The sequence below is a fragment of the Klebsiella grimontii genome (assembly GCF_900200035.1).
Classification (GTDB): Bacteria; Pseudomonadota; Gammaproteobacteria; order Enterobacterales; family Enterobacteriaceae; genus Klebsiella; species Klebsiella grimontii.
Genome location: NZ_FZTC01000052.1, coordinates 19,622 through 45,965 on the forward strand (window position 1 = coordinate 19,622; position 26,344 = coordinate 45,965).

Annotated in this window: 25 protein-coding genes; 7 read left to right on the plus strand and 18 right to left on the minus strand. The window is 56.3% G+C overall.

The genetic code is table 11. From position 1 onward, the window contains the following. The first annotated feature begins 24 nt into the window (after nucleotides 1-24). The gene (locus KOSB73_RS28555; RefSeq protein ID WP_024359844.1) at nucleotides 25-2,103 is read left to right on the plus strand and encodes a YccS/YhfK family putative transporter; all 2,079 of its coding nucleotides are present in this window, start codon (nucleotides 25-27) and stop codon (nucleotides 2,101-2,103) included. Here KOSB73_RS28555 and argD read toward each other — a convergent pair. From argD to ppiA, 5 genes are all read right to left on the minus strand, one after another. Then, nucleotides 2,093-3,313, minus strand: a complete 1,221-nt coding sequence (argD, locus tag KOSB73_RS28560; protein WP_098141360.1) for a bifunctional acetylornithine/succinyldiaminopimelate transaminase — start codon at nucleotides 3,311-3,313, stop codon at nucleotides 2,093-2,095. The genes KOSB73_RS28555 and argD overlap by 11 nt on opposite strands. A gap of 89 nt (nucleotides 3,314-3,402) precedes the next feature. Then, on the minus strand, nucleotides 3,403-3,966 hold the full coding sequence (gene pabA, locus KOSB73_RS28565) for an aminodeoxychorismate synthase component 2 (RefSeq protein ID WP_004138386.1): 564 nt from the start codon (nucleotides 3,964-3,966) through the stop codon (nucleotides 3,403-3,405). A 31-nt stretch (nucleotides 3,967-3,997) separates the two neighbouring features. Next, nucleotides 3,998-4,600: a putative adenosine monophosphate-protein transferase Fic gene (locus KOSB73_RS28570; protein WP_024359842.1), complete on the minus strand. Its 603-nt coding sequence runs from the start codon at nucleotides 4,598-4,600 to the stop codon at nucleotides 3,998-4,000. Next, nucleotides 4,590-4,757 (minus strand): YhfG family protein, encoded by a 168-nt coding sequence (locus KOSB73_RS28575; RefSeq protein ID WP_004138384.1) that lies wholly within the window; start codon nucleotides 4,755-4,757, stop codon nucleotides 4,590-4,592. The genes KOSB73_RS28570 and KOSB73_RS28575 overlap by 11 nt, the downstream gene beginning before the upstream one ends. A 108-nt stretch (nucleotides 4,758-4,865) precedes the next feature. Further along, entirely contained in the window at nucleotides 4,866-5,435 is a 570-nt protein-coding gene (gene ppiA / locus KOSB73_RS28580; protein ID WP_004854889.1) for a peptidylprolyl isomerase A, read from the minus strand. 277 nt (nucleotides 5,436-5,712) lie between these two features. Between ppiA and tsgA the strand changes: the two genes are divergently transcribed. Then, nucleotides 5,713-6,897: an MFS transporter TsgA gene (gene tsgA / locus KOSB73_RS28585; protein ID WP_049087552.1), complete on the plus strand. Its 1,185-nt coding sequence runs from the start codon at nucleotides 5,713-5,715 to the stop codon at nucleotides 6,895-6,897. On the opposite strand, the gene KOSB73_RS28590 is transcribed toward tsgA, so the two are convergent. Further along, nucleotides 6,894-8,216 (minus strand): cytosine deaminase, encoded by a 1,323-nt coding sequence (locus tag KOSB73_RS28590; protein WP_024359840.1) that lies wholly within the window; start codon nucleotides 8,214-8,216, stop codon nucleotides 6,894-6,896. The genes tsgA and KOSB73_RS28590 overlap by 4 nt on opposite strands. Nucleotides 8,217-8,456: 240 nt before the next feature. Here KOSB73_RS28590 and nirB point away from each other — a divergent pair, with 240 nt between their 5' ends. The 4 genes from nirB (at nucleotide 8,457) to cysG (ending at nucleotide 13,585) form a co-directional block, all read left to right on the plus strand. Beyond that, nucleotides 8,457-11,000, plus strand: a complete 2,544-nt coding sequence (gene nirB, locus KOSB73_RS28600) for an NADPH-nitrite reductase large subunit (protein WP_049087553.1) — start codon at nucleotides 8,457-8,459, stop codon at nucleotides 10,998-11,000. Then, nucleotides 10,997-11,323, plus strand: coding sequence for a nitrite reductase small subunit NirD (gene nirD / locus KOSB73_RS28605; RefSeq protein ID WP_004132244.1), 327 nt, complete (start codon nucleotides 10,997-10,999; stop codon nucleotides 11,321-11,323). The genes nirB and nirD overlap by 4 nt, the downstream gene beginning before the upstream one ends. Before the next feature lie 67 nt (nucleotides 11,324-11,390). Continuing rightward, nucleotides 11,391-12,200 carry a nitrite transporter NirC gene (gene nirC, locus KOSB73_RS28610; protein WP_004132246.1) on the plus strand — a complete coding sequence of 270 codons (810 nt, stop codon included), beginning with the start codon at nucleotides 11,391-11,393 and terminating at the stop codon, nucleotides 12,198-12,200. Nucleotides 12,201-12,211: 11 nt separating this feature from the next. Continuing rightward, entirely contained in the window at nucleotides 12,212-13,585 is a 1,374-nt protein-coding gene (gene cysG / locus KOSB73_RS28615; RefSeq protein WP_024359838.1) for a siroheme synthase CysG, read from the plus strand. A gap of 89 nt (nucleotides 13,586-13,674) precedes the next feature. Here the strand turns inward: cysG and trpS are convergent, their stop codons facing one another. The 12 genes from trpS to KOSB73_RS28680 all read right to left on the minus strand — a co-directional run bounded on the left by trpS (nucleotide 13,675) and on the right by KOSB73_RS28680 (nucleotide 23,667). Beyond that, complete coding sequence (gene trpS, locus KOSB73_RS28620; protein ID WP_004132248.1) at nucleotides 13,675-14,679, minus strand: tryptophan--tRNA ligase; 1,005 nt, start codon at nucleotides 14,677-14,679, stop codon at nucleotides 13,675-13,677. Between the two features lie 3 nt (nucleotides 14,680-14,682). Continuing rightward, nucleotides 14,683-15,432 (minus strand): phosphoglycolate phosphatase, encoded by a 750-nt coding sequence (gene gph / locus KOSB73_RS28625; protein WP_004132250.1) that lies wholly within the window; start codon nucleotides 15,430-15,432, stop codon nucleotides 14,683-14,685. Continuing rightward, entirely contained in the window at nucleotides 15,425-16,102 is a 678-nt protein-coding gene (rpe, locus tag KOSB73_RS28630) for a ribulose-phosphate 3-epimerase (protein ID WP_004126039.1), read from the minus strand. The genes gph and rpe overlap by 8 nt, the downstream gene beginning before the upstream one ends. A 17-nt stretch (nucleotides 16,103-16,119) precedes the next feature. Next, on the minus strand, nucleotides 16,120-16,947 hold the full coding sequence (dam, locus tag KOSB73_RS28635) for an adenine-specific DNA-methyltransferase (RefSeq protein ID WP_004132251.1): 828 nt from the start codon (nucleotides 16,945-16,947) through the stop codon (nucleotides 16,120-16,122). 78 nt (nucleotides 16,948-17,025) lie between these two features. Beyond that, a complete protein-coding gene (gene damX, locus KOSB73_RS28640) occupies nucleotides 17,026-18,345 on the minus strand; it encodes a cell division protein DamX (RefSeq protein WP_049087554.1) in 1,320 nt (439 codons plus the stop codon). Nucleotides 18,346-18,429: 84 nt separating this feature from the next. Beyond that, nucleotides 18,430-19,524, minus strand: coding sequence for a 3-dehydroquinate synthase (aroB, locus tag KOSB73_RS28645; RefSeq protein WP_004132253.1), 1,095 nt, complete (start codon nucleotides 19,522-19,524; stop codon nucleotides 18,430-18,432). A 54-nt stretch (nucleotides 19,525-19,578) separates the two neighbouring features. Beyond that, nucleotides 19,579-20,100 (minus strand): shikimate kinase AroK, encoded by a 522-nt coding sequence (gene aroK, locus KOSB73_RS28650; RefSeq protein WP_004106441.1) that lies wholly within the window; start codon nucleotides 20,098-20,100, stop codon nucleotides 19,579-19,581. Between the two features lie 268 nt (nucleotides 20,101-20,368). Further along, nucleotides 20,369-21,610, minus strand: a complete 1,242-nt coding sequence (gene hofQ, locus KOSB73_RS28660) for a DNA uptake porin HofQ (RefSeq protein WP_049087555.1) — start codon at nucleotides 21,608-21,610, stop codon at nucleotides 20,369-20,371. Next, a complete protein-coding gene (locus KOSB73_RS28665) occupies nucleotides 21,519-21,926 on the minus strand; it encodes a HofP DNA utilization family protein (RefSeq protein WP_004132254.1) in 408 nt (135 codons plus the stop codon). Before KOSB73_RS28665 ends, hofQ begins: the two co-directional genes overlap by 92 nt. Further along, nucleotides 21,916-22,356, minus strand: a complete 441-nt coding sequence (locus KOSB73_RS28670) for a HofO family protein (RefSeq protein WP_004132255.1) — start codon at nucleotides 22,354-22,356, stop codon at nucleotides 21,916-21,918. The genes KOSB73_RS28665 and KOSB73_RS28670 overlap by 11 nt, the downstream gene beginning before the upstream one ends. Next, complete coding sequence (locus tag KOSB73_RS28675; protein WP_024359834.1) at nucleotides 22,346-22,879, minus strand: PilN domain-containing protein; 534 nt, start codon at nucleotides 22,877-22,879, stop codon at nucleotides 22,346-22,348. Before KOSB73_RS28675 ends, KOSB73_RS28670 begins: the two co-directional genes overlap by 11 nt. Then, nucleotides 22,876-23,667, minus strand: a complete 792-nt coding sequence (locus tag KOSB73_RS28680; protein ID WP_024359833.1) for a type IV pilus biogenesis protein PilM — start codon at nucleotides 23,665-23,667, stop codon at nucleotides 22,876-22,878. Before KOSB73_RS28680 ends, KOSB73_RS28675 begins: the two co-directional genes overlap by 4 nt. A gap of 117 nt (nucleotides 23,668-23,784) precedes the next feature. On the opposite strand from KOSB73_RS28680, the gene mrcA reads away from it, so the two are divergent. Next, on the plus strand, nucleotides 23,785-26,343 hold the full coding sequence (gene mrcA / locus KOSB73_RS28685) for a peptidoglycan glycosyltransferase/peptidoglycan DD-transpeptidase MrcA (RefSeq protein WP_064371551.1): 2,559 nt from the start codon (nucleotides 23,785-23,787) through the stop codon (nucleotides 26,341-26,343). Nucleotide 26,344 lies beyond the last annotated feature (1 nt).

Below are 26,344 nucleotides of genomic sequence, written 5' to 3' on the forward strand. Positions count from 1 at the left end.
ATACGCCGTTTTTGTTTTCTCCTCATGTGGCGCAGGCTGATTTACCACCCTGAAGTCAACTATGCACTGCGGCAAACGCTGGTGTTGTGTCTGCCGGTCGCGATTGGGCTTCTGTTTGGCCACTTACAGCAGGGGCTTCTGTTCTCTCTGGTTCCCGCCTGCTGCAACATTGCCGGGCTGGATACGCCGCATAAGCGTTTCTTTAAGCGTCTGATTATCGGCGGCAGCCTGTTTGCCGGCTGTAGCCTGATCGTCCAGCTTCTTCTGCAACGCGAAATCCCTTTGCCGCTAATCCTCACCGGTCTGGCGCTGATCCTCGGCGTCACGGCTGAAATCAGCTCCCTGCACGCGCGGCTGCTGCCTGCCTCGCTTATCGCGGCTATTTTTACCCTCAGTCTCGCGGGCAACATGCCGGTGTGGGAGCCGCTGTTAATCTACGCCCTCGGCACCTTATGGTATGGGGTGTTCAACTGGTTCTGGTTTTGGCTCTGGCGCGAGCAGCCGCTGCGCGAATCCTTAAGCCTGCTCTACCGTGAGCTCGCCAACTACTGCGAGGCCAAATACAGCCTGCTTACCCAGCATACGGACCCCGCCACATCGCTGCCGCCGCTGCTCAACCGCCAGCAAAAGGTGGTGGATCTGATTACCCAGTGCTATCAGCAGATGCATATGCTGGCGGCTAACCAGCGCAGCGATCACAAACGCCTGCTGCGCGCTTTCCAGGTTGGACTGGACCTTCAGGAGCATATTTCCGTCAGCCTTCATCAGCCAGAAGAGGTGCAGAAGCTGGTGGAACGCAGTCACGCGGAAGCGGTGATTCGCTGGAACGCGCAAACCGTTGCCGCCCGCCTGCGGGAGCTGGCGGACGATCTGCTCTACCACCGTTATCCCCGGCGCTTTCAGATGGACAAACAGATCGGCGCGCTGGAAAAAATCGCCTGGCAGCATCCGGATAATCCTGTCGGCCAGTTCTGCGCCTGGCACTTCAGCCGCATTGCCAGAGTTCTGCGCACCCAGCGCCCGCTGTACGCGCGTAACCTGATGGCGGATAAAACCCGCCGCCTGCCGCTGCTGCCCGCGTTGAAAAACTATCTGTCGCTTAAGTCGCCGGCGTTACGTAACGCCGCGCGTATCAGCGTAATGCTGAGCGCCGCCAGCCTGATGGGCAGCGCGCTGCATCTGCCTAAGCCCTACTGGATCCTGATGACCGTGCTGTTCGTGACGCAAAACGGCTACGGCGCGACGCGGGTACGTATCGTCCATCGGGCTGCCGGAACCATTGCGGGGCTGGTCATTGCCGGGCTCACGCTGCACTTTCACGTTCCTGAAGGCTATACGCTGACCGCGATGCTGTTCATTACGCTATTGAGCTACCTGATTATTCGCCAGCATTACGGCTGGGCGATGGTCGGATTTACCGTGACGGCGGTGTACACCCTGCAACTGCTCACCCTGAACGGCGAGCAGTTTATCGTCGCCAGACTGATTGATACGCTGATTGGCTGTCTGATTGCTTTCGGCGGCATGGTCTGGCTATGGCCGCAGTGGCAAAGCGGTCTGCTGCGCAAAAATGCCCACGACGCGCTGGAAGCCGATCAGGAAGCCATCAGGCTGATCCTTAGCGACGACCATCAGGCCCCGGCGCTGGCCTATCAGCGCATGCGCGTTAATCAGACGCATAACGCGCTGTTTAACTCGCTAAATCAGGCGATGCAGGAACCCGGTTTTAATTCCCACTATCTCGAAGACATGAAGCTGTGGGTGACCCACAGCCAGTTTATTGTCGAGCACATCAATGCCATGACTACCCTGGCGCGCGAGCACAATATGCTGACGCCGGATTTAGCCCAGCGTTATCTGGAGTCCTGCGAGATTGCGCTCCAGCGCTGCCAGCAGCGGCTGGATTCCGACGGGCCCGGCAGCGCGGGGGATGTGAATATTATGGAGGCGCAGGATGCGGAGGTCCCTCGCGGACCGCTCAGTACGATGGAGCAGCACTTGCAGCGCATCCTCGGGCATCTGAACACCATGCACACCATTTCATCGGTGGCATGGCGTCAGCGTCCGCATCATGGCATCTGGCTGCGCGCCACTAAGCGCTAAGCACCCGCTCAACCGCCTGGGCAAAGCGCGCCATGCCTTCAGCAATATCGCTATCATCAATCACCAGCGACGGTACGAAGCGCATCACGTCTGGTCCGGCATTGAGCACCATGACGCCCGCCTCTGCGGCTGCATACAAGAAATCGCGCGCCTTCCCGTGATACTGCGGCTTCAGCTCGGCGCCGATCAGCAGACCCATGCCGCGAATATCGCTAAACAGATCGAACCGCGCGTCAATTTGCTGAAGGTGCTGAACAAACAGCTCGCGCTTCGCGGTGACGCCGTCCAGCACTTCCGGCGTGTTAATCAGATCGAAGGCCGCCCCGCCGACCGCGCAGGCCAGCGGGTTACCGCCGTAGGTCGAACCATGGGAACCGGCGTGGAAAGCGCTGGCGATATCATGGGTGGCCAGCATCGCGCTGATAGGGAAGCCGCCGCCAAGCGCCTTGGCGCTGGTCAGAATATCCGGCGTCACGCCGTAGTGCATATAGGCAAACAGCGAGCCGGTGCGCCCCATACCGCACTGGACTTCATCAAACACCAGCAGTGCCTGGTGCTGGTCGCAGAGATCGCGCAATCCTTGCAGGAATTCCGGCGTCGCCGCCGTCACTCCACCTTCACCCTGAATCGGCTCGACCACCACCGCGCAGGTATGATCGTCCATCACCGCTTTCACCGCGTGTAAATCGTTAAACGGTACGTGAACGATATCGGCCGGTTTCGGCCCGAAACCATCAGAATATTTGGGCTGACCGCCGACGGAGACGGTAAACAGCGACCGACCGTGAAAGGCGTTATGGAAAGCGATGATTTTGGTTTTGTACGGACTATGGCGCGTCACGGTGTAATGGCGCGCCAGCTTGAATGCCGTTTCGTTGGCTTCCGTCCCGGAGTTCATAAACACCACGCGATCGGCAAAAGTCGCATCCACCAGCTTACGCCCGAGGCGCAGGGCCGGTTCGTTGGTAAAAACGTTACTGGTATGCCACAGCTTTTCACCCTGCTCATGGAGTGCCGCCACCAGCGCCGGATGGCAATGACCGAGCGCGGTCACGGCAATCCCACCGGCGAAATCAACGTACTCTTTACCCTGCTGATCCCATACTCGGCTCCCCTTGCCCTTCACCGGAATAAATTCTGCCGGTGCATAAATCGGCAAAATGACTTCATCGAATGTAGCGCGGGTGATTGCCGGTTGTTCAGTTGCCATGTGGTGCCCATCCTTTACGTTATGCAGCAATGATTATGATAATCTAATCACAAAATATGCATAAAAAATCAACCCATGGCAACTACAAATCACCGATTGAGGAAGTTTGCCAGCAGCTGATGTCCCTGCTCGCTGAGAATACTCTCCGGATGAAACTGCACGCCCTCGAGATCGAAGACGCGGTGGCGAATGCCCATGATCTCCCCCTTTTCGCTGCGGGCGGTCACCTCAAAGCATTCAGGCAGCGTTAGCGGATCAATGAGCAGGGAGTGGTAGCGGGTCACCGTAAGCGGGTTATTCAGTCCAAGGAACACCCCTTGACCGGTATGGCTGACCGGGGACGTTTTCCCGTGCATCACTTTCGCGGCTCGTACGATCGCGGCGCCGAAAACCTGGGCAATCGCCTGATGGCCCAGGCAAACGCCTAAGATCGGCGTCTTACCGGAAAAGTGGCGAATCACCGCCAGCGAAATCCCTGACTCATCGGGCGTGCAGGGGCCCGGCGAGATAACGATTTTCGCTGGCGCCAGAGCAATGATATCCGCTAACGTCAGCTCGTCATTACGTCTGACCAGAACTTCCGCGCCAAGCTCGCAGAAATACTGATACAAATTCCAGGTGAAAGAATCGTAGTTATCGATAAGCAGGATCATAGCGGCTCCGGGAACAAAGAACCGCGCTATTCTACTCAGTTTCCACGGCTTCGCTTACCACTTTGCGAAATATCGTCTGCAGCGGGGAAAGGTCGCCCATCGCTCCGCTCTGGTTGGCCTGGTTCCACGCATCGACCGCAATATCGCGCCAATCCAGCGTATAACCCGCATGGATAGCCAGCTGCTCAAAGAAAATGCGTTGCGCCATGCCGTTACCGAGACGGAAAGGATGCAGGACATTTATTTCGCAATAGTAATGAGCAAGACGTTCAATGAATTTATCCTGCGCGAGCCCCACCAGATAACCTTCCTCTTCAAGATCCTGAAGCAGCGCGTTTCCCTCTTTTTCGATATAGGCGAAATGGCAGAAGCGGGTGTCGCCCTGATAGATATCCACTTCACGCAGTTGCCCCGCCCAGTCGAAAACATCCTGATAGAGCTGGCGATGAATCGCGCACAGATGAGGCAATCCCCGCACCAACGGCCCGAGTTCAATGGTTGCCGCGCGTAATGCGGTCAGATCCCATGCCGCCTGCTCAAGGCGCTGAGCCTGGCGGATGCCCAGGCGGTTGCGCATGACCTTCAGGCCCGAGTAGAGATAAGGATCCCGCCCCTCGCCGAATTTATCGCTCATAGTGACTCCTTAACGCCTCAATACGCGCCAGAGCTTCTTCGGGGGTAAGGGTTATCAGCGGAATATCGACGCCCTCCAGCCGTCGGCTGGCCTGGAAATTAACGTTACGTCGAGCCTCCCAGAGACGGGATTTCTGTTTTTCGGTGAGTTTTTTCATTTAACACCTCCCTGACGATTCCGCGGTTGCCACAAGTATAAGCGGCAAAAAACGATTTCGCAGGGAAGCGGGGGAATGCGCGGGCATGAGTTACCCGCGCAAATAGGTTTACGGCAGCACTTTTGCGGAAAGAATCACGATAGGTTTCGACGGTACATTCTGATACGGCCCAACGTTATGGGTCGGCACCTGAGAAATCTTATCCGCTACGTCCATGCCTTTGACGACTTTACCAAACACCGCATAGCCGAAATCGCGCTGGCCATGATCGAGGAAGGCGTTATCCGCAATATTGATAAAGAACTGGCTGGTGGCGCTGTCCTGATCGGCGGTACGCGCCATGGCGATGGTGCCACGCGTGTTGCGCAGGCCGTTGTCGGCTTCGTTTTTAATCGGCGGATTAGGCTGCTTCTGCTGCATCTGTTCGTTAAAGCCGCCGCCCTGCACCATAAAACCTGGGATCACGCGGTGAAACGTGGTGTTGTTATAAAAACCGCTGTTCACGTACTTGAGGAAGTTATCAACCGAAATTGGCGCTTTCTGGCTATTCAGCTCAAGCTCAATATTGCCCGCAGACGTGGTCAGCAACACATGGGGATCGCCCTTTGCCGCCATGGCCGGGGAGAATGCTGAAATGGCGAAAACGGCAGCCACCGCCGCGAGAGTGGATTTGAGCATGGAAATTCCTTAACGGAGCAGAATAAAAACCGAGTGCTTTGATTCTAAAGAGCCTTTGCATCCTGGGCCAGCCTTTTACCTAATTTTACTTAGCTGAAACACTTGTAACGATGCGTCTATTGATCCGCCAAATAAATAAATGTGAAGTCAGTCACATTAATAATTGCAAAAAGATCTAATTTTCAGAATAAACGTTTGCTTGAATCACGCTAACGCATAAAATCTGTCCGCCCGGCGCAGAGTCAACGCGCTTTACATTTCTATTCACAGGCCAGTCATGACTAACAGCAACCGTATCAAGCTCACATGGATCAGCTTTTTCTCCTACGCCCTGACCGGCGCGTTGGTGATTGTCACCGGGATGGTGATGGGAAACATCGCAGATTATTTTCATCTGCCCGTTTCCAGTATGAGCAACACCTTTACCTTCCTTAACTCCGGTATCCTGATCTCTATCTTCCTGAACGCCTGGCTGATGGAAATTGTTCCGCTGAAAACCCAGCTGCGTTTTGGCTTTATCCTGATGGTTCTGGCCGTCGCGGGTTTAATGTTCAGCCACAGCCTGGCGCTGTTTTCCGCTTCAATGTTCGTGCTTGGCCTGGTCAGCGGGATCACCATGTCGATTGGTACCTTCCTGATCACCCATATGTATGAAGGTCGTCAGCGCGGGGCGCGTCTGCTGTTCACCGACTCCTTCTTCAGCATGGCGGGGATGATCTTCCCGATGCTGGCCGCTTATCTGCTGGCGCGCAGCATCGAGTGGTACTGGGTGTATGCCTGCATCGGCCTGGTCTACGTCGCGATTTTCGTGCTGACCTTCGGCTGTGAATTCCCGGTATTGGGTAAAAAAGCCCTGCAAGAAAGCCAGCCGGTAGCGAAAGAGAAATGGGGCATCGGCGTACTGTTTCTCTCTATCGCCGCGCTGTGCTATATCCTCGGCCAACTGGGCTTTATCTCCTGGGTGCCGGAATACGCCAAAGGCCTCGGTATGAGTCTTGGCGACGCAGGTAAACTGGTGAGTGATTTCTGGATGTCGTACATGATCGGCATGTGGTCATTCAGCTTTATTCTGCGCTTCTTCGACCTGCAGCGTATTCTGACGGTGCTGGCGGGCGTGGCGACGGTACTGATGTATCTGTTTATCAACGGTTCGCCGGAGCATATGCCGTGGTTTATCCTGACCCTCGGCTTCTTCTCCAGCGCTATCTATACGTCGATCATCACCCTGGGCTCGCTGCAGACCAAAGTGTCATCGCCGAAGCTGGTGAACTTCATTCTCACCTGCGGCACCGTAGGCACCATGCTGACCTTCGTGGTCACCGGTCCTATCGTTGCCGCCAGCGGCCCGCTGGCGGCGCTGCATACCGCTAACGTTCTCTACGCGGTGGTATTTGTGATGTGTCTGATCCTCGGCTTCGTCTCCCGCCACCGTCAGAACAACGCGGCTGCGGAATCGCACTAAGCCTCAGGCCCCTTTGTTCCGGCAAAGGGGCTATTTCGGGTAAAGAACAGCTCCTCCCCGCCCCTGTCAGTCTGTACCCAGGTCTGCGCCAGCTGCGTGGTGGCAATCACTCTCCCCTGACGAATTGACCAGCGCACCGGCACCTGACAGCGCACGGCCTCAAACCCGTTTTCAGCGGGCAGAATCACCAGATTCGCCGGGTTCCCCGTTGTAATACCGTAATCGCTGAGGCCAAACGTTCGCGCGCTGTTTTCCGTCACCAGCTTCAGTCCATCATTAATCTGCTGATAGCCCATTATCTGACAAACGTGCAGCCCCATATGCAGCACCTGCAGCATATTGCCGGTACCCAGCGGATACCACGGGTCAAATACATCGTCATGGCCAAAGCAGACGTTAATTCCCGCCGCCATTAGCTCCTTCACGCGCGTAATGCCGCGGCGCTTCGGATAGTCGTCAAAGCGTCCCTGAAGATGAATATTGACCAGAGGATTGGCCACGAAGTTAATGCCCGACAGCTTCAGTAAACGAAAAAGACGTGACGTATACGCGCCATTGTAGGAGTGCATTGCGGTGGTATGGCTGGCGGTCACTCGCGGCCCAATACCCTCTTTTAACGCCAGGGCCGCCACGGTTTCAACGAACCGCGACTGTTCATCATCGATTTCATCGCAGTGGATATCCAGAGGCCGCTGATACTTTTTCGCCAGCCGGAAAGCGATGTGCAGGGATTCCACGCCATATTCGCGCGTGAATTCAAAATGCGGAATCGCGCCGACCACATCGGCGCCCAGACGCAGCGCCTCTTCCAGCAGAGCCTCACCATTGGGATAGGATAAAATACCCTCTTGTGGGAAGGCGACAATCTGCAGCTCTACCCACGGCGCGACCTCCTTTTTGACCTCCAGCATGGCTTTGAGCGCGGTCAGCGTAGGGTCGGAAACATCAACGTGGGTACGAACAAACTGGATGCCGTTGGCGATTTGCCATTTTAGCGTCTTCCACGCGCGAGCTTTAACGTCCTCATGGCTCAATAACGCCTTCCGCTCCGCCCAACGCTCAATCCCTTCAAACAGGGTTCCGGACTGATTCCAGTTCGGCTCACCGGCGGTTTGCGTAGTATCAAGATGGATATGCGGCTCAATAAACGGAGGGATCGCCAGCCCGCCGCGCGCATTCAGCACTTCATAACTCTCATTGCGCGCCTCACCCATGGGGGTGATATCCCCGAAGCGCCCCTTGTCTATCGCTATCTGCCATAGTCCTTCGCGATCGGGCAGACGAACGTTCTCAATTAACCAAAGCGGCGCTGCTGTCATATTGCTGACTCCCGTAATTGTTGCTGAATATTTAGTCAACCCGCCGTGGGTCTCCGTTGCCAATTTTGTACATAAAAAAAGCAAAAAGGAAAAGCCAGCGTTTTCCAGCACTTATAAAAATACTGACAAATCATAAACATACCACTTAAGTAGTAGGTAAAGGTGTAATTGATTTGCATCAATAAGTGTCGCGGCTGAATCGTTAAGGTAGGCGGTAATATAAAAGAAATCGAGGCAAAAATGAGCAAAGTCAGACTCGCTATCATTGGTAATGGTATGGTCGGCCACCGCTTTATTGAGGACCTTCTTGATAAATCCGACGCCAACCTATTCGATATTACCGTGTTCTGTGAAGAACCCCGTATCGCCTACGACCGCGTGCACCTCTCCTCTTACTTCTCTCACCATACCGCCGAAGAGCTCTCTTTGGTACGGGAAGGTTTCTACGAGAAGCACGGCGTTAAGGTGCTGGTCGGCGAACGCGCCATCACCATCAACCGCCAGGAGAAGGTTATCCACTCCAGCGCGGGCCGTACCGTATTCTATGACAAGCTGATTATGGCGACCGGCTCCTATCCGTGGATCCCGCCGATTAAAGGTTCTGAAACTCAGGACTGCTTTGTTTATCGCACCATTGAAGACCTTAACGCTATTGAAGCCTGTGCCCGTCGCAGCAAACGCGGCGCGGTCGTCGGCGGCGGTCTGCTAGGGCTGGAAGCCGCGGGCGCGCTGAAAAACCTCGGCGTTGAGACCCACGTGATTGAATTCGCTCCCATGCTGATGGCTGAACAGCTGGATCAGATGGGCGGCGAACAGCTGCGCCGTAAAATCGAAAGCATGGGCGTACGCGTTCACACTAGCAAAAACACCAAAGAGATCGTTCAGGAAGGGACGCAAGCGCGTAAAACCATGCGTTTTGCCGACGGCAGCGAGCTGGAAGTCGACTTTATCGTCTTCTCTACCGGTATCCGCCCGCGCGATAAGCTGGCCACCCAGTGCGGTCTGGAAGTCGCTCCCCGCGGCGGTATTGTGATCAACGACGCCTGCCAGACCTCTGACCCGGATATCTACGCCATCGGTGAATGCGCCAGCTGGAACAACCGCGTTTTTGGCCTGGTCGCGCCAGGCTACAAAATGGCCCAGGTTACCGTTGACCATATCCTCCAGACCGAAAACGCCTTTGAAGGCGCGGATCTCAGCGCCAAGCTGAAGCTGCTGGGCGTTGATGTCGGTGGGATTGGCGACGCCCACGGCCGTACGCCGGGCGCGCGCAGCTATGTTTATCTCGACGAAAGCAAAGAGGTCTATAAACGCCTTATCGTCAGCCCTGACAACAAGACCCTGCTCGGGGCGGTGCTGGTGGGCGATACCAGCGATTACGGCAACCTGCTGCAGCTGGTGCTGAACGCCATCGAACTGCCGGAAAACCCGGACTCGCTGATCCTGCCGGCGCACGCGGGCAGCGGTAAGCCGTCCATCGGCGTGGATAAGCTGCCGGACAGCGCGCAAATTTGTTCCTGCTTCGATGTCACCAAAGGCGCACTGATTGCCGCCATTAATAAAGGCTGCCACACGGTGGCGGCGCTGAAGGCGGAAACCAAAGCCGGTACCGGCTGCGGCGGCTGCATCCCGCTAGTAACTCAGGTGCTCAACGCCGAACTGGCGAAACAGGGCATAGAAGTCAACAATAACCTGTGCGAGCACTTCGCGTACTCCCGCCAGGAACTGTTCCACCTCATCCGTGTGGAAGGCATCAAAACCTTCGAAGAGCTGCTGGCGAAACACGGTAAAGGCTACGGCTGCGAAGTGTGTAAACCGACCGTTGGTTCCCTGCTGGCTTCCTGCTGGAACGAATATATCCTCAAGCCGCAGCACACCCCGCTGCAGGATACTAACGACAACTTCCTGGCGAATATCCAGAAAGACGGCACCTACTCCGTTATCCCGCGCTCTGCGGGCGGCGAAATCACCCCGGAAGGCCTGGTGGCGGTGGGCCGCATCGCCCGTGAATTTAATCTGTACACCAAGATAACCGGCTCTCAGCGTATTGGCCTGTTCGGCGCGCAAAAAGACGACCTGCCGGAAATCTGGCGTCAGCTGATCGAAGCCGGATTCGAAACCGGTCATGCCTACGCCAAAGCGCTGCGGATGGCGAAAACCTGCGTCGGCAGCACCTGGTGCCGCTACGGGGTAGGCGACAGCGTCGGCTTCGGCGTCGAGCTGGAAAACCGCTACAAAGGCATTCGTACGCCGCACAAAATGAAGTTTGGCGTCTCCGGCTGTACCCGCGAATGTGCGGAAGCCCAGGGTAAAGACGTCGGCATCATCGCCACGGAGAAAGGCTGGAACCTTTACGTCTGCGGCAACGGCGGCATGAAGCCGCGCCACGCGGATCTGCTGGCGGCGGATCTTGACCGCGAAACGCTGATGCAATACCTCGACCGCTTCATGATGTTCTACATCCGCACCGCCGACAAACTGACCCGTACCGCGCCGTGGCTGGATAACCTGGAAGGTGGCATCGATTACCTGAAGTCGGTCATCATTGATGACAAGCTGGGCCTGAACGCGCATCTGGAAGAAGAGATGGCCCGCCTGCGTGAAGCGGTAGTCTGCGAGTGGACGGAAACCGTCAACACCCCAGCGGCCCAGGTTCGCTTTAAACACTTCATCAACAGCGATAAGCGCGACCCGAACGTCCAGGTGGTCCCTGAGCGTGAACAGCATCGCCCGGCCGCGCCCTACGAACGTATCCCGGTAACTCTGGTGGAGGAAAACGCATGAGCCAGTGGAAAAACATCTGTAAAATCGATGACATCCTGCCGGAAACCGGCGTCTGCGCGCTGTTAGGCGATAAACAAGTGGCGATTTTCCGCCCGTATCACGGCGACCAGGTGTTTGCGATTAGCAATATCGACCCGTTCTTTGAATCCAGCGTCCTGTCTCGCGGCCTGATCGCCGAGCATCAGGGCGAGCTGTGGGTTGCCAGTCCGCTGAAAAAGCAGCGCTTCCGCCTGCGCGACGGCCTGTGTATGGAAGATGAAAGCCATTCGGTGGCGCACTATGAGGCCAGAGTGAAAGACGGCGTCGTGCAGCTACGCGGTTAATCAATTTATGGGAGGCGCAATGCCTCCTTTTTTTTGCATTTTTTATCTTTATCTCTCAAGGAAACCTATGTTTACGGACACTATCAACAAGTGCGCGGCTAACGCTGCGCGCATCGCACGCCTCTCGGCAAACAATCCGCTGAGCTTCTGGGTCAGTTCGATGATGGCGGGCGCCTATGTTGGCCTTGGCATCATCCTTATTTTCACCCTCGGCAATCTACTCGACCCTTCCGTTCGCCCGCTGGTGATGGGAGCAACCTTTGGCATTGCGTTAACCCTGGTGATTATCGCCGGTTCTGAACTATTTACCGGCCATACGATGTTCCTGACCCTGGGCGTAAAAGCGGGCACCATCAGCCAGGGCCAAATGTGGGCGATTTTGCCGCAAACCTGGGTAGGTAACCTTTTAGGTTCTGTTTTCGTGGCGCTGCTGTATAGCTGGGGCGGCGGCGGCCTGCTGCCGGTCGATACCAGCCTCGTCCATACCGTCGCGTTGGCAAAAACCAGCCAGTCGGCGATGGCGCTCTTTTTCAAAGGCGCGCTGTGTAACTGGCTGGTGTGTCTGGCAATCTGGATGGCAATCCGCACCGAGGGCGCGGCAAAATTTATCGCTATCTGGTGGTGTCTGCTGGCGTTTATCGCCTCCGGTTACGAACACTCGGTCGCCAACATGACGCTGTTTGCCCTCTCCTGGTTCGGCCATCACAGCGATGCCTATACCCTTGCGGGTATCGGTCACAATCTGTTATGGGTAACACTCGGCAATACTTTGTCCGGTGTCGTATTTATGGGGTTGGGTTATTGGTATGCTACGCCGCAATCGGAGCGCCCTGCTCCGGAAAAAATCAAACAATCAGAGGCTGCTGCCAATAATTAAGAGGTAATGTCGTGGACCATTTGCCTATATTTTGCCAACTACGCGATCGCGACTGCCTGTTAGTCGGCGGTGGCGATGTGGCTGAGCGTAAAGCTCGCCTGTTACTGGATGCGGGAGCCAGATTAACGGTCAATGCCCTGGATTTCGTACCGCAGTTCCAGGTCTGGGCCGATTCGAACATGCTGACTTTGGTACAAGGTGAGTTTAATCCTGTGCTGCTGGATAACTGCTGGCTGGCGATTGCTGCCACCGACAACGAAGCGGTTAATCAGCAAGTCAGCAAATCCGCGGAAGAAAGGCGAATATTTTGCAACGTGGTCGACGCTCCTCAGCAAGCCAGCTTTATTATGCCGTCGATTATCGACCGCTCGCCGCTGATGGTTGCCGTCTCTTCTGGCGGCACCTCGCCGGTGCTGGCGCGCCTGCTGCGTGAAAAGCTGGAGTCGGTTCTGCCGCTACATTTAGGTCAATTAGCCCACTACGCAGGTCAGCTGCGCTCCCGGGTGAAGAAACAGTTTGCCACTGTTGGCGAACGCCGCCGCTTTTGGGAGAAACTGTTTGTTAACGACAGGCTGGCGCAGTCGCTGGCCAATGAGGACCGCCAGGCCGTCGCGGACGCGACGGAGCAGCTGCTGACCGAGCCGCTGGATCATCGCGGCGAAGTAGTGCTGGTAGGCGCCGGCCCCGGCGATGCCGGACTGCTGACCCTCAAAGGCCTGCAGCAAATACAGCAGGCCGATGTCGTGGTTTATGACCGCCTGGTCTCCGACGACATTATGAATCTGGTGCGCCGCGATGCCGATCGGGTCTTCGTGGGTAAACGCTCGGGCTACCACTGCGTACCGCAGGAGGAGATCAACCAGATTCTGCTGCGCGAAGCCCAGGGCGGAAAACGCGTTGTACGCCTGAAGGGCGGCGATCCGTTTATCTTTGGCCGCGGCGGCGAAGAGCTGGAAACCTTGTGCCATGCCGGTATTCCATTCTCCGTCGTACCGGGGATTACCGCGGCCTCCGGCTGTTCGGCCTACTCGGGCATCCCGCTGACCCATCGGGATTTCGCCCAGGGCGTGCGTCTGGTCACCGGCCACCTCAAGACCGGCGGCGAGCTGGACTGGGAAAACCTGGCGGTAGAAAAGCAAACCCTGGTGTTCTATATGGGCCTGAACCAGGCCCCGGCGATCCGGGAAAAACTGATTGCCCACGGCATGGCGGCGGATATGCCCGCCGCCATCGTTGAAAACGGAACGGCAATCACTCAGAAGGTTGTCACCGGAACCTTAGAGCAGCTGGATATTCTGGCGAAGCAAATGGCCAGCCCGGCGTTGATCATTGTCGGCCGCGTGGTTGGCCTGCGCGACAAGCTGAACTGGTTCTCAAACCATTAATGGCGAAGATTGAGCTCAAAACGGCTCACATATAAAAAAGCCGGATGCATTGCACCCGGCTTTTTATTGCGCTGCGGCCAGCAGATTACTCAGGGCTTAGCGACGAAACCAATCGCTTCATAGACCGCTTTCAGGGTAACAGAAGCGCGAGCGCTGGCTTTCTCCGCGCCCTCTTTCATGACCTGATTCAGGAAGGCTTCATCACCGCGGAATCGGTGATAGCGCTCCTGCAGTTCGGTCAGCATGCCGGAAACGGCTTCCGCCACTTCGCCCTTCAGGTGACCGTACATTTTGCCTTCAAAATGCTGCTCCAGCTCTGGAATACTCTGACCGGTAACGGCAGAGAGGATGTCCAGCAGGTTGGAGACACCCGCTTTATTCTGAATGTCGTAGCGAACAACCGGCGGCTCGTCGGAGTCAGTGACCGCGCGTTTGATTTTCTTCACCACCGATTTCGGGTCTTCCAGCAGGCCGATAACGTTGTTGCGGTTATCATCTGACTTGGACATCTTTTTGGTCGGCTCCAGCAGCGACATCACGCGCGCGCCGGATTTTGGAATAAACGGCTCAGGGACTTTAAACACATCGCCATAGATCGCGTTAAAACGCTGGGCGATATCGCGGCTCAGCTCCAGATGTTGTTTCTGATCTTCGCCGACCGGGACCTGGTTAGTCTGATACAGCAGGATGTCGGCAGCCATCAGCACCGGATAGTCAAACAGACCGGCGTTAATGTTTTCCGCATAGCGCGATGACTTGTCTTTAAACTGGGTCATACGGCTCAGTTCGCCGAAATAGGTGTAGCAGTTCAGCGCCCAGCCGAGCTGCGCGTGCTCCGGCACGTGGGACTGAACGAAGATGGTGCTTTTTTGCGGGTCGATACCACACGCCAGATACAGCGCCAGCGTGTCCAGCGTGGCCTTACGCAGCTGCTGCGGGTCCTGACGGACGGTAATCGCGTGCTGGTCAACGATGCAGTAAATGCAGTGGTAATCGTCCTGCATGTTTACCCACTGACGCAGCGCACCCATGTAGTTGCCAATGGTCAATTCACCTGAGGGCTGTGCGCCACTAAAAACGATGGGCTTAGTCATTTTTTATTCCTGAGTTTCACTGTACGGTAGCCCGAAAGCGGGCAAGAGTTCATTAAATTGGTCAAAGATATAATCCGGCTCGCTCTGCGAAATCGGCTCGCCGTAGTTGTAGCCGTAGGTCAGACCGATTGAGCGGCAGCCCGCGGCCTTCGCGGCCTGAATATCATTGCGCGAGTCGCCAACGAACAGCAGCTCCGCGGGCGCCAGCCCCAGTTTCTCCGCAACCATAAGCAGCGGTTCCGGATGCGGTTTTTTGTTTTTTACATCATCGCCGCCGATAACAACGGTAAAATATTTGGCGATATCCAGCGACGCCAGAATCGGCGCGACAAACGGCGTCGGTTTATTGGTCACCAGCGCCAGCGGCAGGCCTTTTGCGTGCAGCGCGCCCAGCGTATCGGCAACGGCTGGAAATAAAAAGCTCCCCTCTTCCGCCACTTCACCATAGTAGCGATCGAACAGCTTGCGCAAAATGGTCTGCTGTTCAGCCTGCGGAATATCGTCATGATCGACGGAAGGTTTGCCCTGAGAGGCTCTTAACGCCGCGCGCTCCTGACGAGCCCAGGTCAGGGCTCGCTGGATCAAGACGTCCGCGCCGTTGCCAATCCAGGTCACGACTCGCTCTTCTCCCGCCATCGGGAGCTCCAGCGCATACAGGGCGTTATCAACGGCTGCGGTCAAGCCCGGCGCGCTATCGACCAGCGTCCCGTCGAGATCGAACGCCACGCCGCGAATGTTTTGTAACTTATCCATGGCTAACCTTTGCTAATTCGCTACGCATTTGATCGACCACTTTTTTATAGTCAGGCTGATCGAAAATGGCCGATCCGGCAACAAACATATCCGCACCGGCTGCGGCAATCTCAGCGATATTGCTGACTTTTACGCCGCCATCGACTTCCAGACGGATGTCGTAGCCGGATTCGTCAATGCGACGACGAACTTCACGCAGTTTTTCCAGAGTGTGTGGAATAAAAGACTGACCGCCAAAGCCCGGATTGACGGACATCAGCAGGATGACATCCAGCTTATCCATCACGTAGTCGAGGTAGCTCAGGGAGGTGGCCGGGTTAAACACCAGACCGGCTTTACAGCCGTGCTCTTTGATAAGCTGCAGCGTGCGGTCAACGTGTTCGGAAGCTTCCGGATGGAAAGTAATGATGCTGGCGCCCGCGGCGGCAAAATCAGGGACGATGCGGTCAACCGGCTTGACCATCAAATGCACGTCAATCGGCGCGGTGATACCGTAATTTCGCAGTGATTTCAGCACCATCGGACCAATGGTCAGATTCGGCACGTAGTGGTTGTCCATCACGTCAAAGTGCACAACATCGGCACCCGCAGCCAACGCATTGGCGGTATCCTCGCCCAGACGGGCAAAATCAGCCGACAGAATCGAAGGGGCAATCAAATACTGCTTCATCCGCATCTCCTTGAAATTTATTTGGTCTTGGGCGGACGGTACAGAGCCAGAAGCTCGTCCACCTTCTTACGTGTACCACCGTTGCTGCTGATGCTGCGTCGAACCTTCACAATATGCGTCTCAGCGGCGTTTTTGTACCACTCCTGAGTGAGCGGCGTGCGATGGTTTGAAATAAGCACAGGAATACGCTTTTTCATCAGCGATTCCGCTTTTTTAGCCAGCAGCTCCTGCTGCTCCTGGCTAAAGCTATTCGTATGATAAGCCGTAAAATTCGCCGTAGACGACAGCGGCGCATAGGGCGGATCGCAGTAAACAACGGAGCGGTTATCTGCCCGCTTCATGCACTCTTCATAAGATTCACAATGAAACTCTGCATGCTGCGCCTTCTCCGCAAAATGATACAGCTCAGCTTCGGGAAAATAGGGCTTTTTATAGCGACCAAACGGCACGTTAAACTCACCGCGCAGATTGTAGCGACACAGGCCATTGTAGCCATGACGGTTCAAATACAGGAACAACACCGCGCGACGCAGCGGCTCCTGGCTCTGGTTGAACTCATCCCGGAACCGATAATACTGCTCTGCGACGTTGTTCTCTGGTGTAAACATCTCACGCGCCGCCGCAACATAGTCATCGGTACGCAGCTTGACGATGTTATACAGACTGATCAAATCACTATTGATATCAGCGAGGATATAACGAGAAAAGTCGGTATTAAGAAATACCGACCCGGCGCCCACAAAAGGCTCAATCAAGCAGTCGCCCTGCGGCAAATGCTTTTTAATATCGTCAAGCAGGGGGTATTTACCCCCTGCCCATTTCAGAAAAGCGCGATTCTTTTTCATGCTGCCTAACTAATTACACATTCTCCGGCTGCGGAGAAAGCTCCGACAGCATCCTGCGCTTCAGACTACTCTGCGGCATTATTTCAGGTCAGACTGAACCTGATGCAGCGGTTTTGCCCACGGGTTTTTCGCCTGTACATCTGCTGGCAGCGTAGCAACAGCACGTTTCGCTTCATCTTTCGAAGCGTAAATGCCGCTCACCAGAACATACCAGGGCTGACCGTTACGCGTAGTCTCATAGACAACATATTTTTCCAGCTTCTCTTTCTTCGCCCAACTGTTGAGGTTGTTGTAGTTAGAAGAGCTGCTGAGCTGCAGCGTGTAGTGACCGGACGGCGCAGACTTCATCGAGCTGACGTCGCCGGCACTTTTACCCGCAGCAGCCGTTGCTGCCGGAGCGGCAGTTGCAGTCGCAGTCGCAGTCGGAGCAGTAGATGCAGTTGCGGCCGTTGCCGCAGGAGCGGTAGTCGCAGCCGGTTTAGCCTGTGCAGTAGCGGTAGAATTAGTGGTCGGCTGAGCTTTTGCCGGAGCCGTAGTCGCGACGCTTTCTGTACGCTTAGGCTGGACCGGAGCCGGTTTCGGCTGGGTCGGCGCTTTCGCCGTGGCCTGCGGTTTCGGTTCGATAACCGTATGCTTACGCTCAGCCGGGCGCGGTGTCGCCGCCGTCTGACGCTCTGTCGTCGCCTGACGCGGGGCAGTGGCGCCATTGCGCACTGGCGCAACGGTAGCAGGCTCAGTTGGCAGAGTAGAGTTCGCTACCGCGCTATCAATCTGACCCTGCTGCTGGGTCAGCGCATTGTTCAGATCGCCCTGAACCTCAACGCGCTGCTGCCCTTGCGGTTCAGCCGTAGCCTGACCTTGAGTCGGGTTAGAGGCGATAGGCGGCAGAGAAACATCCTGCGGCTGCGAGCTGCTAGCCGCTGATGAATCCTGAGCAGCAGGCTGAGTATTATTATTGTCCTGCTCGCCGGAGAGGTTGATGCTCTTCTCACCGGAAGCCGTTTGCTCGTTGGATGAGGATGGTGATTTCAGCGCGGAACCCACGCCAACAATCAGCAGCAGCAGAACGAGGATCCCCACCCCCATCATGATGTACTGACGAGAGGCGGGTTTCGCAGGCGCCTTCTTACGCTTGCGAGGACGACGCTCAACCTGACGCTCTTCGTCATCGCCTTCGTCAGACTCTACCTCTTCTTCGTACTCTTCATACTGTTCTTCGTCGCGCTCACGGCGTGCTTTGCTGCCGCGCGTCGGGCGACCATCGTCAGCATCATCAAGATCGACATCATCAAAATTGATTTGCGGATCGGCATCACGCTCTGAAGACTGACGAGAACGACCAGTACGACGATCGCTGCGATCGGCTTTCATATCGTCTTCTGGTTTTAATTCATCCATTTAACACCCCACTAAAAGGCTTATGCTCACGACTATTGCACATCACCCGAAATGATAACGCCGCGCGAACGCGGCCAGACCTTCTTATTGTTGCGCCTGCTGAGTATCAGCAATCGCGCCAAGAACAACATCGTGCGGTACTCCGCCGCGTATCTCGCTCTTCCCTATCGCGAGGGGTAGCACCAGCCGCATCTCGCCTGCCAGCACCTTTTTATCACGCATCATGTGGGGCAAATACGCCTCTGCCGCCATCTCCTGCGGCCCGCATACCGGCAAACCAGCACGCTGCAACAGATGAATAATTCGCTGCGTATCCTGCGGATCAAAGCGCCCCAAACGCTCGGACGCATGCGCCGCCATCACCATACCGGCCGCGACCGCTTCACCATGCAACCAGTTACCGTAGCCCATTTCAGCTTCGATAGCATGACCAAAAGTATGGCCAAGATTGAGTAAAGCACGTAACCCGGTTTCGCGCTCGTCGGCGGCGACAACTTCGGCTTTCAGCTCACAACAGCGACGGATACAGTACGCCATTGCGGTTTCATCCAGCGCCATCAATGCATCAATGTTATTTTCCAGCCAGTCGAAGAATTCGCCGTCAAGAATAACGCCGTACTTGATCACTTCAGCCAGGCCGGAAGAGAGCTCACGCTTCGGCAGCGTTTTGAGACAGTTGAGATCGACAACAACAGAAACCGGCTGCCAGAAGGCGCCAATCATGTTTTTGCCGAGAGGATGGTTGACGGCCGTTTTGCCGCCGACCGAAGAATCCACCTGCGACAGCAGAGTGGTCGGAACCTGAATAAAGCGCACGCCACGCTGGTAGCTGGCCGCTGCAAATCCCGTTAAATCACCAATTACCCCACCGCCGAGCGCCACTAATGTGGTGTCGCGGCCGTGTGGTTTTTGCAATAGCGCGGTAAAAACGGTATCCATCACCGCCAGGCTTTTAAACTGCTCGCCGTCGGGAAGGATCACGCTATCGACTTTTACTCCCGCTTGCTCAAGTGCGGAGCGTACGGTATCCAGATAAAGCGGCGCCAGCGTCTCATTGGTGACCAGCATAACCTGGTCGCCTGATTTCAGTGGCAGGAAGGAAGCTGGATCGTTAAACAAACCAGCCGCGATGGTAATCGGGTAACTACGTTCCCCGAGGGTTACAGTAAGCCTCTCCATAACGCGACGTCCACCTCAGTTGCTTTTACTCTGACGCACTTTATTAAGCCAGAATCAGTTGCTTTCCAGCATATGAATAATCTGGTTTGCTACCACTTTCGCGCTTTGATCGTCAGTACGGATAGTGACGTCAGCAATCTCTTCGTACAGCGGATTACGCTCATCCGCCAACGCTTCCAGTACTTCGCGAGGCGGCGCATCAACTTGTAGCAAAGGACGCTTTTTATCGCGCTGCGTACGGGCAAGCTGCTTTTCGATAGTTGTTTCCAGGTAGACCACCACGCCGCGGGCGGAGAGACGGTTACGCGTTTCACGGGATTTTACAGAGCCACCGCCGGTTGCCAGCACGATTCCCTGTTTTTCCGTCAACTCATTGATAATTTTTTCTTCACGGTCGCGGAAGCCGTCTTCGCCTTCTACATCAAAGACCCAACCCACATCTGCGCCAGTGCGTTTCTCAATTTCTTGATCGGAATCGTAAAATTCCATGTTGAGCTGTTGGGCTAACTGGCGCCCAATAGTGCTTTTGCCGGCACCCATAGGCCCAACCAGAAAGATATTGCGTTTCTCTGCCATTTTTTCGGTACTACTAAGACTATTCGTTAATGGTAAACCCGCTTCGCAGACACCCAGCGCAGCAGGACATGAACTGAAACCTCATATGCAATAGAGCGAGAGTCAGACTAAAAATTATCTCAATACTCCGGCTGGTTTGGCAACAGAATAAATCACCGGACAAGAAAGGGAGGATTGATGTCGTACCCGACTCTCAAATCGGTACCCCTTGTATGCTAAATCCGTCCTCACGTCAAACACCTGAAACGTGTTTAGCAAGAAAAACCGCTTAATGCACTGCCAGAATACGTGGAGTAATGAAGACAACCAGTTCACGTCGTTCGTTATCCTTACCGTCACGGCGAAACAGCTGGCCAAGCCAGGGGATATCGCCAAGTAGAGGAATACCATCGCGAGACGTTTTATTTTTTTGCGCAAAGATACCGCCTAACGCCAGGGTCTCTCCGCTTTTCACCTCCACCTGCGTTTCTATTTCTTGTTTATCGATAGCCAGCACTTCGCCATTTTCCTGTTTGAGCACCTGGCCCGGCGTATTTTCACTGATCCTCAGTTTTAACCGCACGCGATCGTGATGTAGCACCGTCGGCGTCACCTCCATCCCCAGCACCGCCTCTTTAAACTCAACGGAGGTCGCGCCGCTTTCGCCGCTGGAGACCTGATAGGGTATCTCGCTGCCCTGCTTAATGCTGGCGGGCTGCATATGTGAAGCCAGCAGACGGGGGCTGGCGATAATGTCCACCTTCTGTTTCTGCTCAAGTGCGGAAAGCTCCAGCTCCAGGAGCCGCCCGCCGATGCGGCCGATGTTAAACCCGGCCCTCGTACTGGCATCCCCTACCGCCAGGTTGCTGCTCAGGGTCGTCAGTTTACCGGATCCTGGTGGGCTGCTGGCGTCCGCCAGGCTCCACTTCACGCCCAGTTCACGCAGGCTGGTTTCGCTCATTGAGACAATATGCGCCGCCAGCTCAACCTGGCCGACAGGCACATCCATCTCCTGAACCCATGCTATTAACGCCGGGAGGTGTTGGGCGTCATCGCGAATCAACAGGCGGTTGGTTCGTTTATCGACCGTCAGATGCCCGCGAGCGCTCAGCAGTTTTTCGCCCGCTTTGGCCAGATCCTCTACATCAGCATAACGCAGGCTCATGCTATGCCCCTGTAGAGGGAGATTCTGTAGACGCTTTGCTCTCTCCGCCTCAAGCTGTGCCTGCTGCGCCTTTTGCCAGACCAGAGTATGCACGTACAGTACCGAGCCTTGTTGGGTCAGAGTCAGACCGGCGCTATCGATAACCGATCGCAGCGCCTGCTGCCACGGCACTTCCTTCAGTTGGAGAGATACCGTTCCGCTGACGTCCGGCGCCACCACGAGATTTTTTTGCTTTAGCTCCGCCAACGACTGGAGTACCTGGGCCACCGGCGCATCATCGACGACCAGCGACACGGGAAGATCCTTTTTTACCGCGTCGACCATCATCGGCAGGAGTAGAAACAGCAGGCTTATCCATCGCATCATTCTTTATTCCCTTTCGCAGCCAGACCCACTGCGCGGGTTCACACCCGGCGCTGGTTGATATAGCCATTTTTTCAGATGTCAGAAGCGTCACCCGCCAGCCTGTAGGCAGCGTCTCCGCATCCCTCACGCGGCGCCATTTCCCGGCGCTATCCTGCAGGATGCCAATCAACTCTCGCGGATCGCCTATCGCCCCACCGTAGCGCCATTGATTAAGCTGCGCAGTCCGGCAACTATCGACCGGAGGCTGAAAGGGATCGCGTTCCGCAGCCAGCAGCGGCAGAGGAAACAGCAGTAAACACCAGCCTTTACGGCGCATCTTCCGCCTCCAGTTGCAGGATCAGCCGTAGAGCCTGATTTTCCGGCTGCATTGAGAAAGCCGTGGCGCGCATCCCGCAGCGGGCCAGCCAGGAAAAAAGCGCCGGTACCGCTTGCCAGTCAACCGCCAGCTGCATCTCGCCACCGCGCCCTATCGGCCGCCAGTCCATAAGTGCAGCGCCCGTCACCGGGAGGTCAATGGGAGAGAAAACCTGGGTTTGTTGCTCATCAATACCAACGTTTTGTAGCGCAGCCCGCAGCGGCAACAATTTGCGCCACTGTGCTTGTATGCGCGGCGTGCCGCCCGCGTTAATGTCTGGTTGGGGGGGCTGCAGTAGCCATCCCCAGACTCCGGCAATGAGAACCAGGACGACAGGTATTGTTAACAGGCTTTTGCGCCCCGTCAGCCAGCGTTCAATCTCAACCCGCATTGTCGTCCTCTCCGGCCATGGAAAAGTGAAATAACCAGCGCCCTTCACCGTCGCGGTGCGTTTCTCCCGCCTTTGGCGGACGCAAGCCGGCAACACTCCCCAGCGCTTTTTCAAGCTCAGCCAGCCCCTTTAGATGCAACGTGAGTCCGCTCAGTACCAGGGTATTCTGGCGGTATTCCAGTTGGGTTAACCAGGCGTGTTCCGGCATAAGCGCCGCTATCGCCTGCAACCTCGACTGCCACGCGGCGGTTTTCTCCCGCCGCAGAGCGCGCAGGCGTCGTTGTTCCTGCTGCTGTAACCGTTGGCGCATGGCGCGCTCACGCTGCTGAAAGGCGGTATACAGCTGCTCTTCAGCGCTAATCTTCGCGGTTTCAAGCGAGTGGCTGACCCGCTGGTTGAGCCGTGAAGTGAGGAGCGCCGCCAGCAGAATAAGCAGCAAACCAAGAATCAGCAGCCCCGCCATCTGCAGACGTTGCCGTCGACGCGTTTCGCGCCAGGGAAGGAAGTTGACTATATGGCTCATGACTGACGCGCTCCCAGCGCCAGGCCGAGGGCAACGGTAAAGCTATCGCCACGTGCCGGGAGCGGGGGCTGCAGGCGATGGATAGCGCTCCAGGCGTCAAAATTCCGCCCGTCGGGCGATGCGGAGGCGCAGAGGCGAAACGTACCGCCATTCACCCGGGATACCAGGTCTGGAAAAGAGGGAGCGTCGCTGCACGGACAGCATCCCCAGCTATCGGCGGTGGCCCAAAGCCAGCTCGCTTCGTCACGCCAGGCCAGCCCCTGAACGTCATCAGGTTGCCAGGGGAGAAAGGCGCTAAGCGCGCTGGCATCCGGCACAATCCCCACCACCCTCAGCTTGAGTCGACTTGCCAGGCGGCACAGAAGGTTAACGTCCAACCGCTGCGCGGCGGTAACCCGCCAGCCATCAACCGCTCCGGTTTGCGCATAATCAACGCATAGCGAAGATGCGGGCATTTCCAGCTGCTGCGCCATCGCGCTGGCAATCCAGGTCGCCTGTTCGCTTTCTCTTAATGAAATCTGCGGGCGCGGGAGCTGCTTTTGCAGGGTTCGCGCCGCCGGGAAGGCGATACAGACCTGATGCTGCAAAGGCAGCTCCCGCCGCCAGCTTTGCAGCTGGCGGGCCAGCGATTCAACGTCCACCACCATTCCCTGCCGCACGCTACCGGGCATGAGCGGGATACTCCACCAGCGGCGTAGCGCCCAGCGTGAGCGCTCATGTAATAACGCGACAATAGCAATATGGTCCTGCTGGATATGCATTCCTATGCGCCAGTTTCTAAACGCCATGCTTACGATCTCCTTATCCGCCGATATGCTTCGCTATATCAATGCTCCAGGCTTGCCTTTATACTACTGCGCGTTTGTTTATAAACTGCCCAATGAAAACTAAATGAGAAATCTCCGGTGAAGTTCGTAAAGTATCTTTTTATCCTTGCAGTATGTTGCGTACTGCTGGGAGCAGGCTCGATTTTTGGTCTCTATAAATATATAGAGCCCCAGCTCCCCGACGTCGCAACCCTGAAGGATGTGCGCCTGCAGATCCCGATGCAGGTCTATAGCGCGGATGGTGAGCTGATTGCGCAATATGGCGAGAAACGCCGTATTCCCGTCACGCTACAGCAAATGCCGCCAGAGCTGATAAAAGCGTTTATCGCCACCGAAGACAGCCGTTTTTATGAGCATCATGGCGTTGACCCGGTCGGGATTTTCCGCGCCGCCAGCGTCGCGATGTTCTCCGGTCACGCCTCTCAGGGAGCCAGTACGATTACTCAACAGCTGGCGCGCAACTTCTTCCTGAGCCCTGAAAAGACGTTGATGCGTAAGGTAAAAGAAGCCTTCCTCGCGATCCGCATCGAGCAGTTGCTCAATAAAGATGAAATCCTTGAGCTGTACCTGAACAAAATCTATCTTGGCTACCGCGCCTACGGCGTCGGCGCGGCCGCGCAGGTCTATTTCGGTAAATCCGTCGACCAGTTGACGCTGAGCGAGATGGCGGTCATTGCGGGCCTGCCTAAAGCGCCTTCGACGTTTAACCCGCTCTACTCCATGGATCGTGCAACCGCCCGCCGCAACGTTGTTCTCTCACGGATGCTGAGCGAAGGCTACATCACGCAGTCGCAGTACGATCAGGCGCGTAGCCAGACGATTGACGCCAGCTACCATACGCCGGAAATCGCCTTCTCCTCCCCGTATCTCAGCGAAATGGTGCGTCAGGAAATGGTCAGCCGCTACGGCGAGCAGGCTTATGAAGACGGTTATCGCGTCTACACCACCATTACCCGTAAAAATCAGCAGTCGGCCCAGGAGGCCGTGCGTAAAAACGTGCTGGATTACGACATGCGCCACGGCTATCGCGGCCCGGACAAGGTGCTGTGGAAGGTGGGTGAAACGCCGTGGGATAACCAGAAAATCCTCGATACGCTGAAAAAAACCCCGAATACCGGACCGCTCTCGCCGGCGGTCATCACGTCGGCAAATCCGCAGGAAGCCGTCGCGCTAATGAGCAATGGAACCTCGGTGTCGCTGAATATGGAAGGCGTCCGCTGGGCGCGTCGGTTTATTTCTGATACCCAGCAGGGCGCCACGCCGCGTAAAGTAAACGATGTGGTGCAGACCGGGCAACAGGTCTGGGTACGTCAGGTGGGTAGCAGTTGGTGGTTGTCGCAGGTGCCGGATGTCAACTCAGCGCTGGTCTCGATCAACCCGCAAAACGGGGCGATCATTGCGCTAGTTGGCGGCTTCGATTTCAACCAGAGCAAGTTCAACCGTGCGACACAGGCGCTGCGCCAGGTCGGTTCTAACATTAAGCCGTTCCTCTACACTGCAGCAATGGATAAAGGCTTAACGCTGGCGAGCATGCTCAACGATGTGCCAATTTCACGTTGGGATGCCGGCTCCGGCTCCGACTGGCGCCCCAAAAACTCACCGCCGCAGTATGCGGGCCCTATCCGCCTGCGTCAGGGGCTGGGTCAATCAAAGAACGTGGTGATGGTTCGCGCGATGCGGGCCATGGGCGTGGACTACGCGGCTGAGTATCTCCAGCGCTTTGGCTTCCCGGCACAGAACATCGTTCGGACCGAATCGCTGGCGCTGGGTTCAGCCTCTTTCACCCCGCTTCAGGTTGCTCGCGGTTATTCGGTGATGGCTAACGGCGGTTTCCTGGTGAGCCCTTATTTCATCAGCAAAATCGAGAACGATCAGGGCGGTGTCATTTTTGAAGAGCGGCCAAAAGTTGCCTGCCCACAGTGCGATATTCCGGTGATTTACGGCGATACGCCGAAGTCTGATGTACTGGATAATAAAGATGTTGAGGACGTCGCGACCTCACAGGACCCGCAAAACCCCGGCGTTCCTCCACAGCCGCAGCTTGCGCAGGCGAACCAGTCTCTGGTGGCGCAAAGTGGCGCTCCGGAGTACGCGCCGCACGTGATCAACACGCCGCTGGCGTTCCTGATTAAAAGCGCCCTGAACACCAACATCTTCGGCGAACCGGGCTGGATGGGTACCGGCTGGCGGGCGGGCCGCGACCTGCAGCGTCACGATATCGGCGGCAAAACCGGGACCACCAACAGTTCAAAAGATGCGTGGTTCTCAGGCTATGGTCCTGGCGTCGTAACGTCGGTATGGATTGGCTTTGATGACCACCGCCGCGATCTGGGCCGCACCACCGCCTCCGGAGCAATCAAAGATCAGATATCCGGCTATGAAGGCGGCGCTAAAAGCGCCCAGCCGGCCTGGGATGACTTTATGAAAAGGGTGCTGGAAGGCGTACCGGAAGAGCCGCTAACGCCGCCGCCGGGTATTATTACGGTGAACATCGATCGCAGCACCGGCCAGCTGGCCAGCGGCGGTAACAGCCGCGCCGAGTACTTTATTGACGGCACCCAGCCGACCCAACAGGCGGTTCATGAAGTCGGCACCACCATTACCGATGGCGGGGGCGAGACCCACGAACTGTTCTGAC

Bases quoted from the DNA above. Each gene is read 5' to 3' on its own strand.
- KOSB73_RS28555 (WP_024359844.1), top strand. From the start codon at position 25: ATGTGGCGCAGGCTGATTTACCACCCTGAAGTCAACTATGCACTGCGG.
- argD (WP_098141360.1), bottom strand. From the start codon at position 3,313: ATGGCAACTGAACAACCGGCAATCACCCGCGCTACATTCGATGAAGTC.
- pabA (WP_004138386.1), bottom strand. From the start codon at position 3,966: ATGATCCTGCTTATCGATAACTACGATTCTTTCACCTGGAATTTGTAT.
- KOSB73_RS28570 (WP_024359842.1), bottom strand. From the start codon at position 4,600: ATGAGCGATAAATTCGGCGAGGGGCGGGATCCTTATCTCTACTCGGGC.
- KOSB73_RS28575 (WP_004138384.1), bottom strand. From the start codon at position 4,757: ATGAAAAAACTCACCGAAAAACAGAAATCCCGTCTCTGGGAGGCTCGA.
- ppiA (WP_004854889.1), bottom strand. From the start codon at position 5,435: ATGCTCAAATCCACTCTCGCGGCGGTGGCTGCCGTTTTCGCCATTTCA.
- tsgA (WP_049087552.1), top strand. From the start codon at position 5,713: ATGACTAACAGCAACCGTATCAAGCTCACATGGATCAGCTTTTTCTCC.
- KOSB73_RS28590 (WP_024359840.1), bottom strand. From the start codon at position 8,216: ATGACAGCAGCGCCGCTTTGGTTAATTGAGAACGTTCGTCTGCCCGAT.
- nirB (WP_049087553.1), top strand. From the start codon at position 8,457: ATGAGCAAAGTCAGACTCGCTATCATTGGTAATGGTATGGTCGGCCAC.
- nirD (WP_004132244.1), top strand. From the start codon at position 10,997: ATGAGCCAGTGGAAAAACATCTGTAAAATCGATGACATCCTGCCGGAA.
- nirC (WP_004132246.1), top strand. From the start codon at position 11,391: ATGTTTACGGACACTATCAACAAGTGCGCGGCTAACGCTGCGCGCATC.
- trpS (WP_004132248.1), bottom strand. From the start codon at position 14,679: ATGACTAAGCCCATCGTTTTTAGTGGCGCACAGCCCTCAGGTGAATTG.
- gph (WP_004132250.1), bottom strand. From the start codon at position 15,432: ATGGATAAGTTACAAAACATTCGCGGCGTGGCGTTCGATCTCGACGGG.
- rpe (WP_004126039.1), bottom strand. From the start codon at position 16,102: ATGAAGCAGTATTTGATTGCCCCTTCGATTCTGTCGGCTGATTTTGCC.
- dam (WP_004132251.1), bottom strand. From the start codon at position 16,947: ATGAAAAAGAATCGCGCTTTTCTGAAATGGGCAGGGGGTAAATACCCC.
- damX (WP_049087554.1), bottom strand. From the start codon at position 18,345: ATGGATGAATTAAAACCAGAAGACGATATGAAAGCCGATCGCAGCGAT.
- aroB (WP_004132253.1), bottom strand. From the start codon at position 19,524: ATGGAGAGGCTTACTGTAACCCTCGGGGAACGTAGTTACCCGATTACC.
- aroK (WP_004106441.1), bottom strand. From the start codon at position 20,100: ATGGCAGAGAAACGCAATATCTTTCTGGTTGGGCCTATGGGTGCCGGC.
- hofQ (WP_049087555.1), bottom strand. From the start codon at position 21,610: ATGATGCGATGGATAAGCCTGCTGTTTCTACTCCTGCCGATGATGGTC.
- KOSB73_RS28665 (WP_004132254.1), bottom strand. From the start codon at position 21,926: ATGCGCCGTAAAGGCTGGTGTTTACTGCTGTTTCCTCTGCCGCTGCTG.
- KOSB73_RS28670 (WP_004132255.1), bottom strand. From the start codon at position 22,356: ATGCGGGTTGAGATTGAACGCTGGCTGACGGGGCGCAAAAGCCTGTTA.
- KOSB73_RS28675 (WP_024359834.1), bottom strand. From the start codon at position 22,879: ATGAGCCATATAGTCAACTTCCTTCCCTGGCGCGAAACGCGTCGACGG.
- KOSB73_RS28680 (WP_024359833.1), bottom strand. From the start codon at position 23,667: ATGGCGTTTAGAAACTGGCGCATAGGAATGCATATCCAGCAGGACCAT.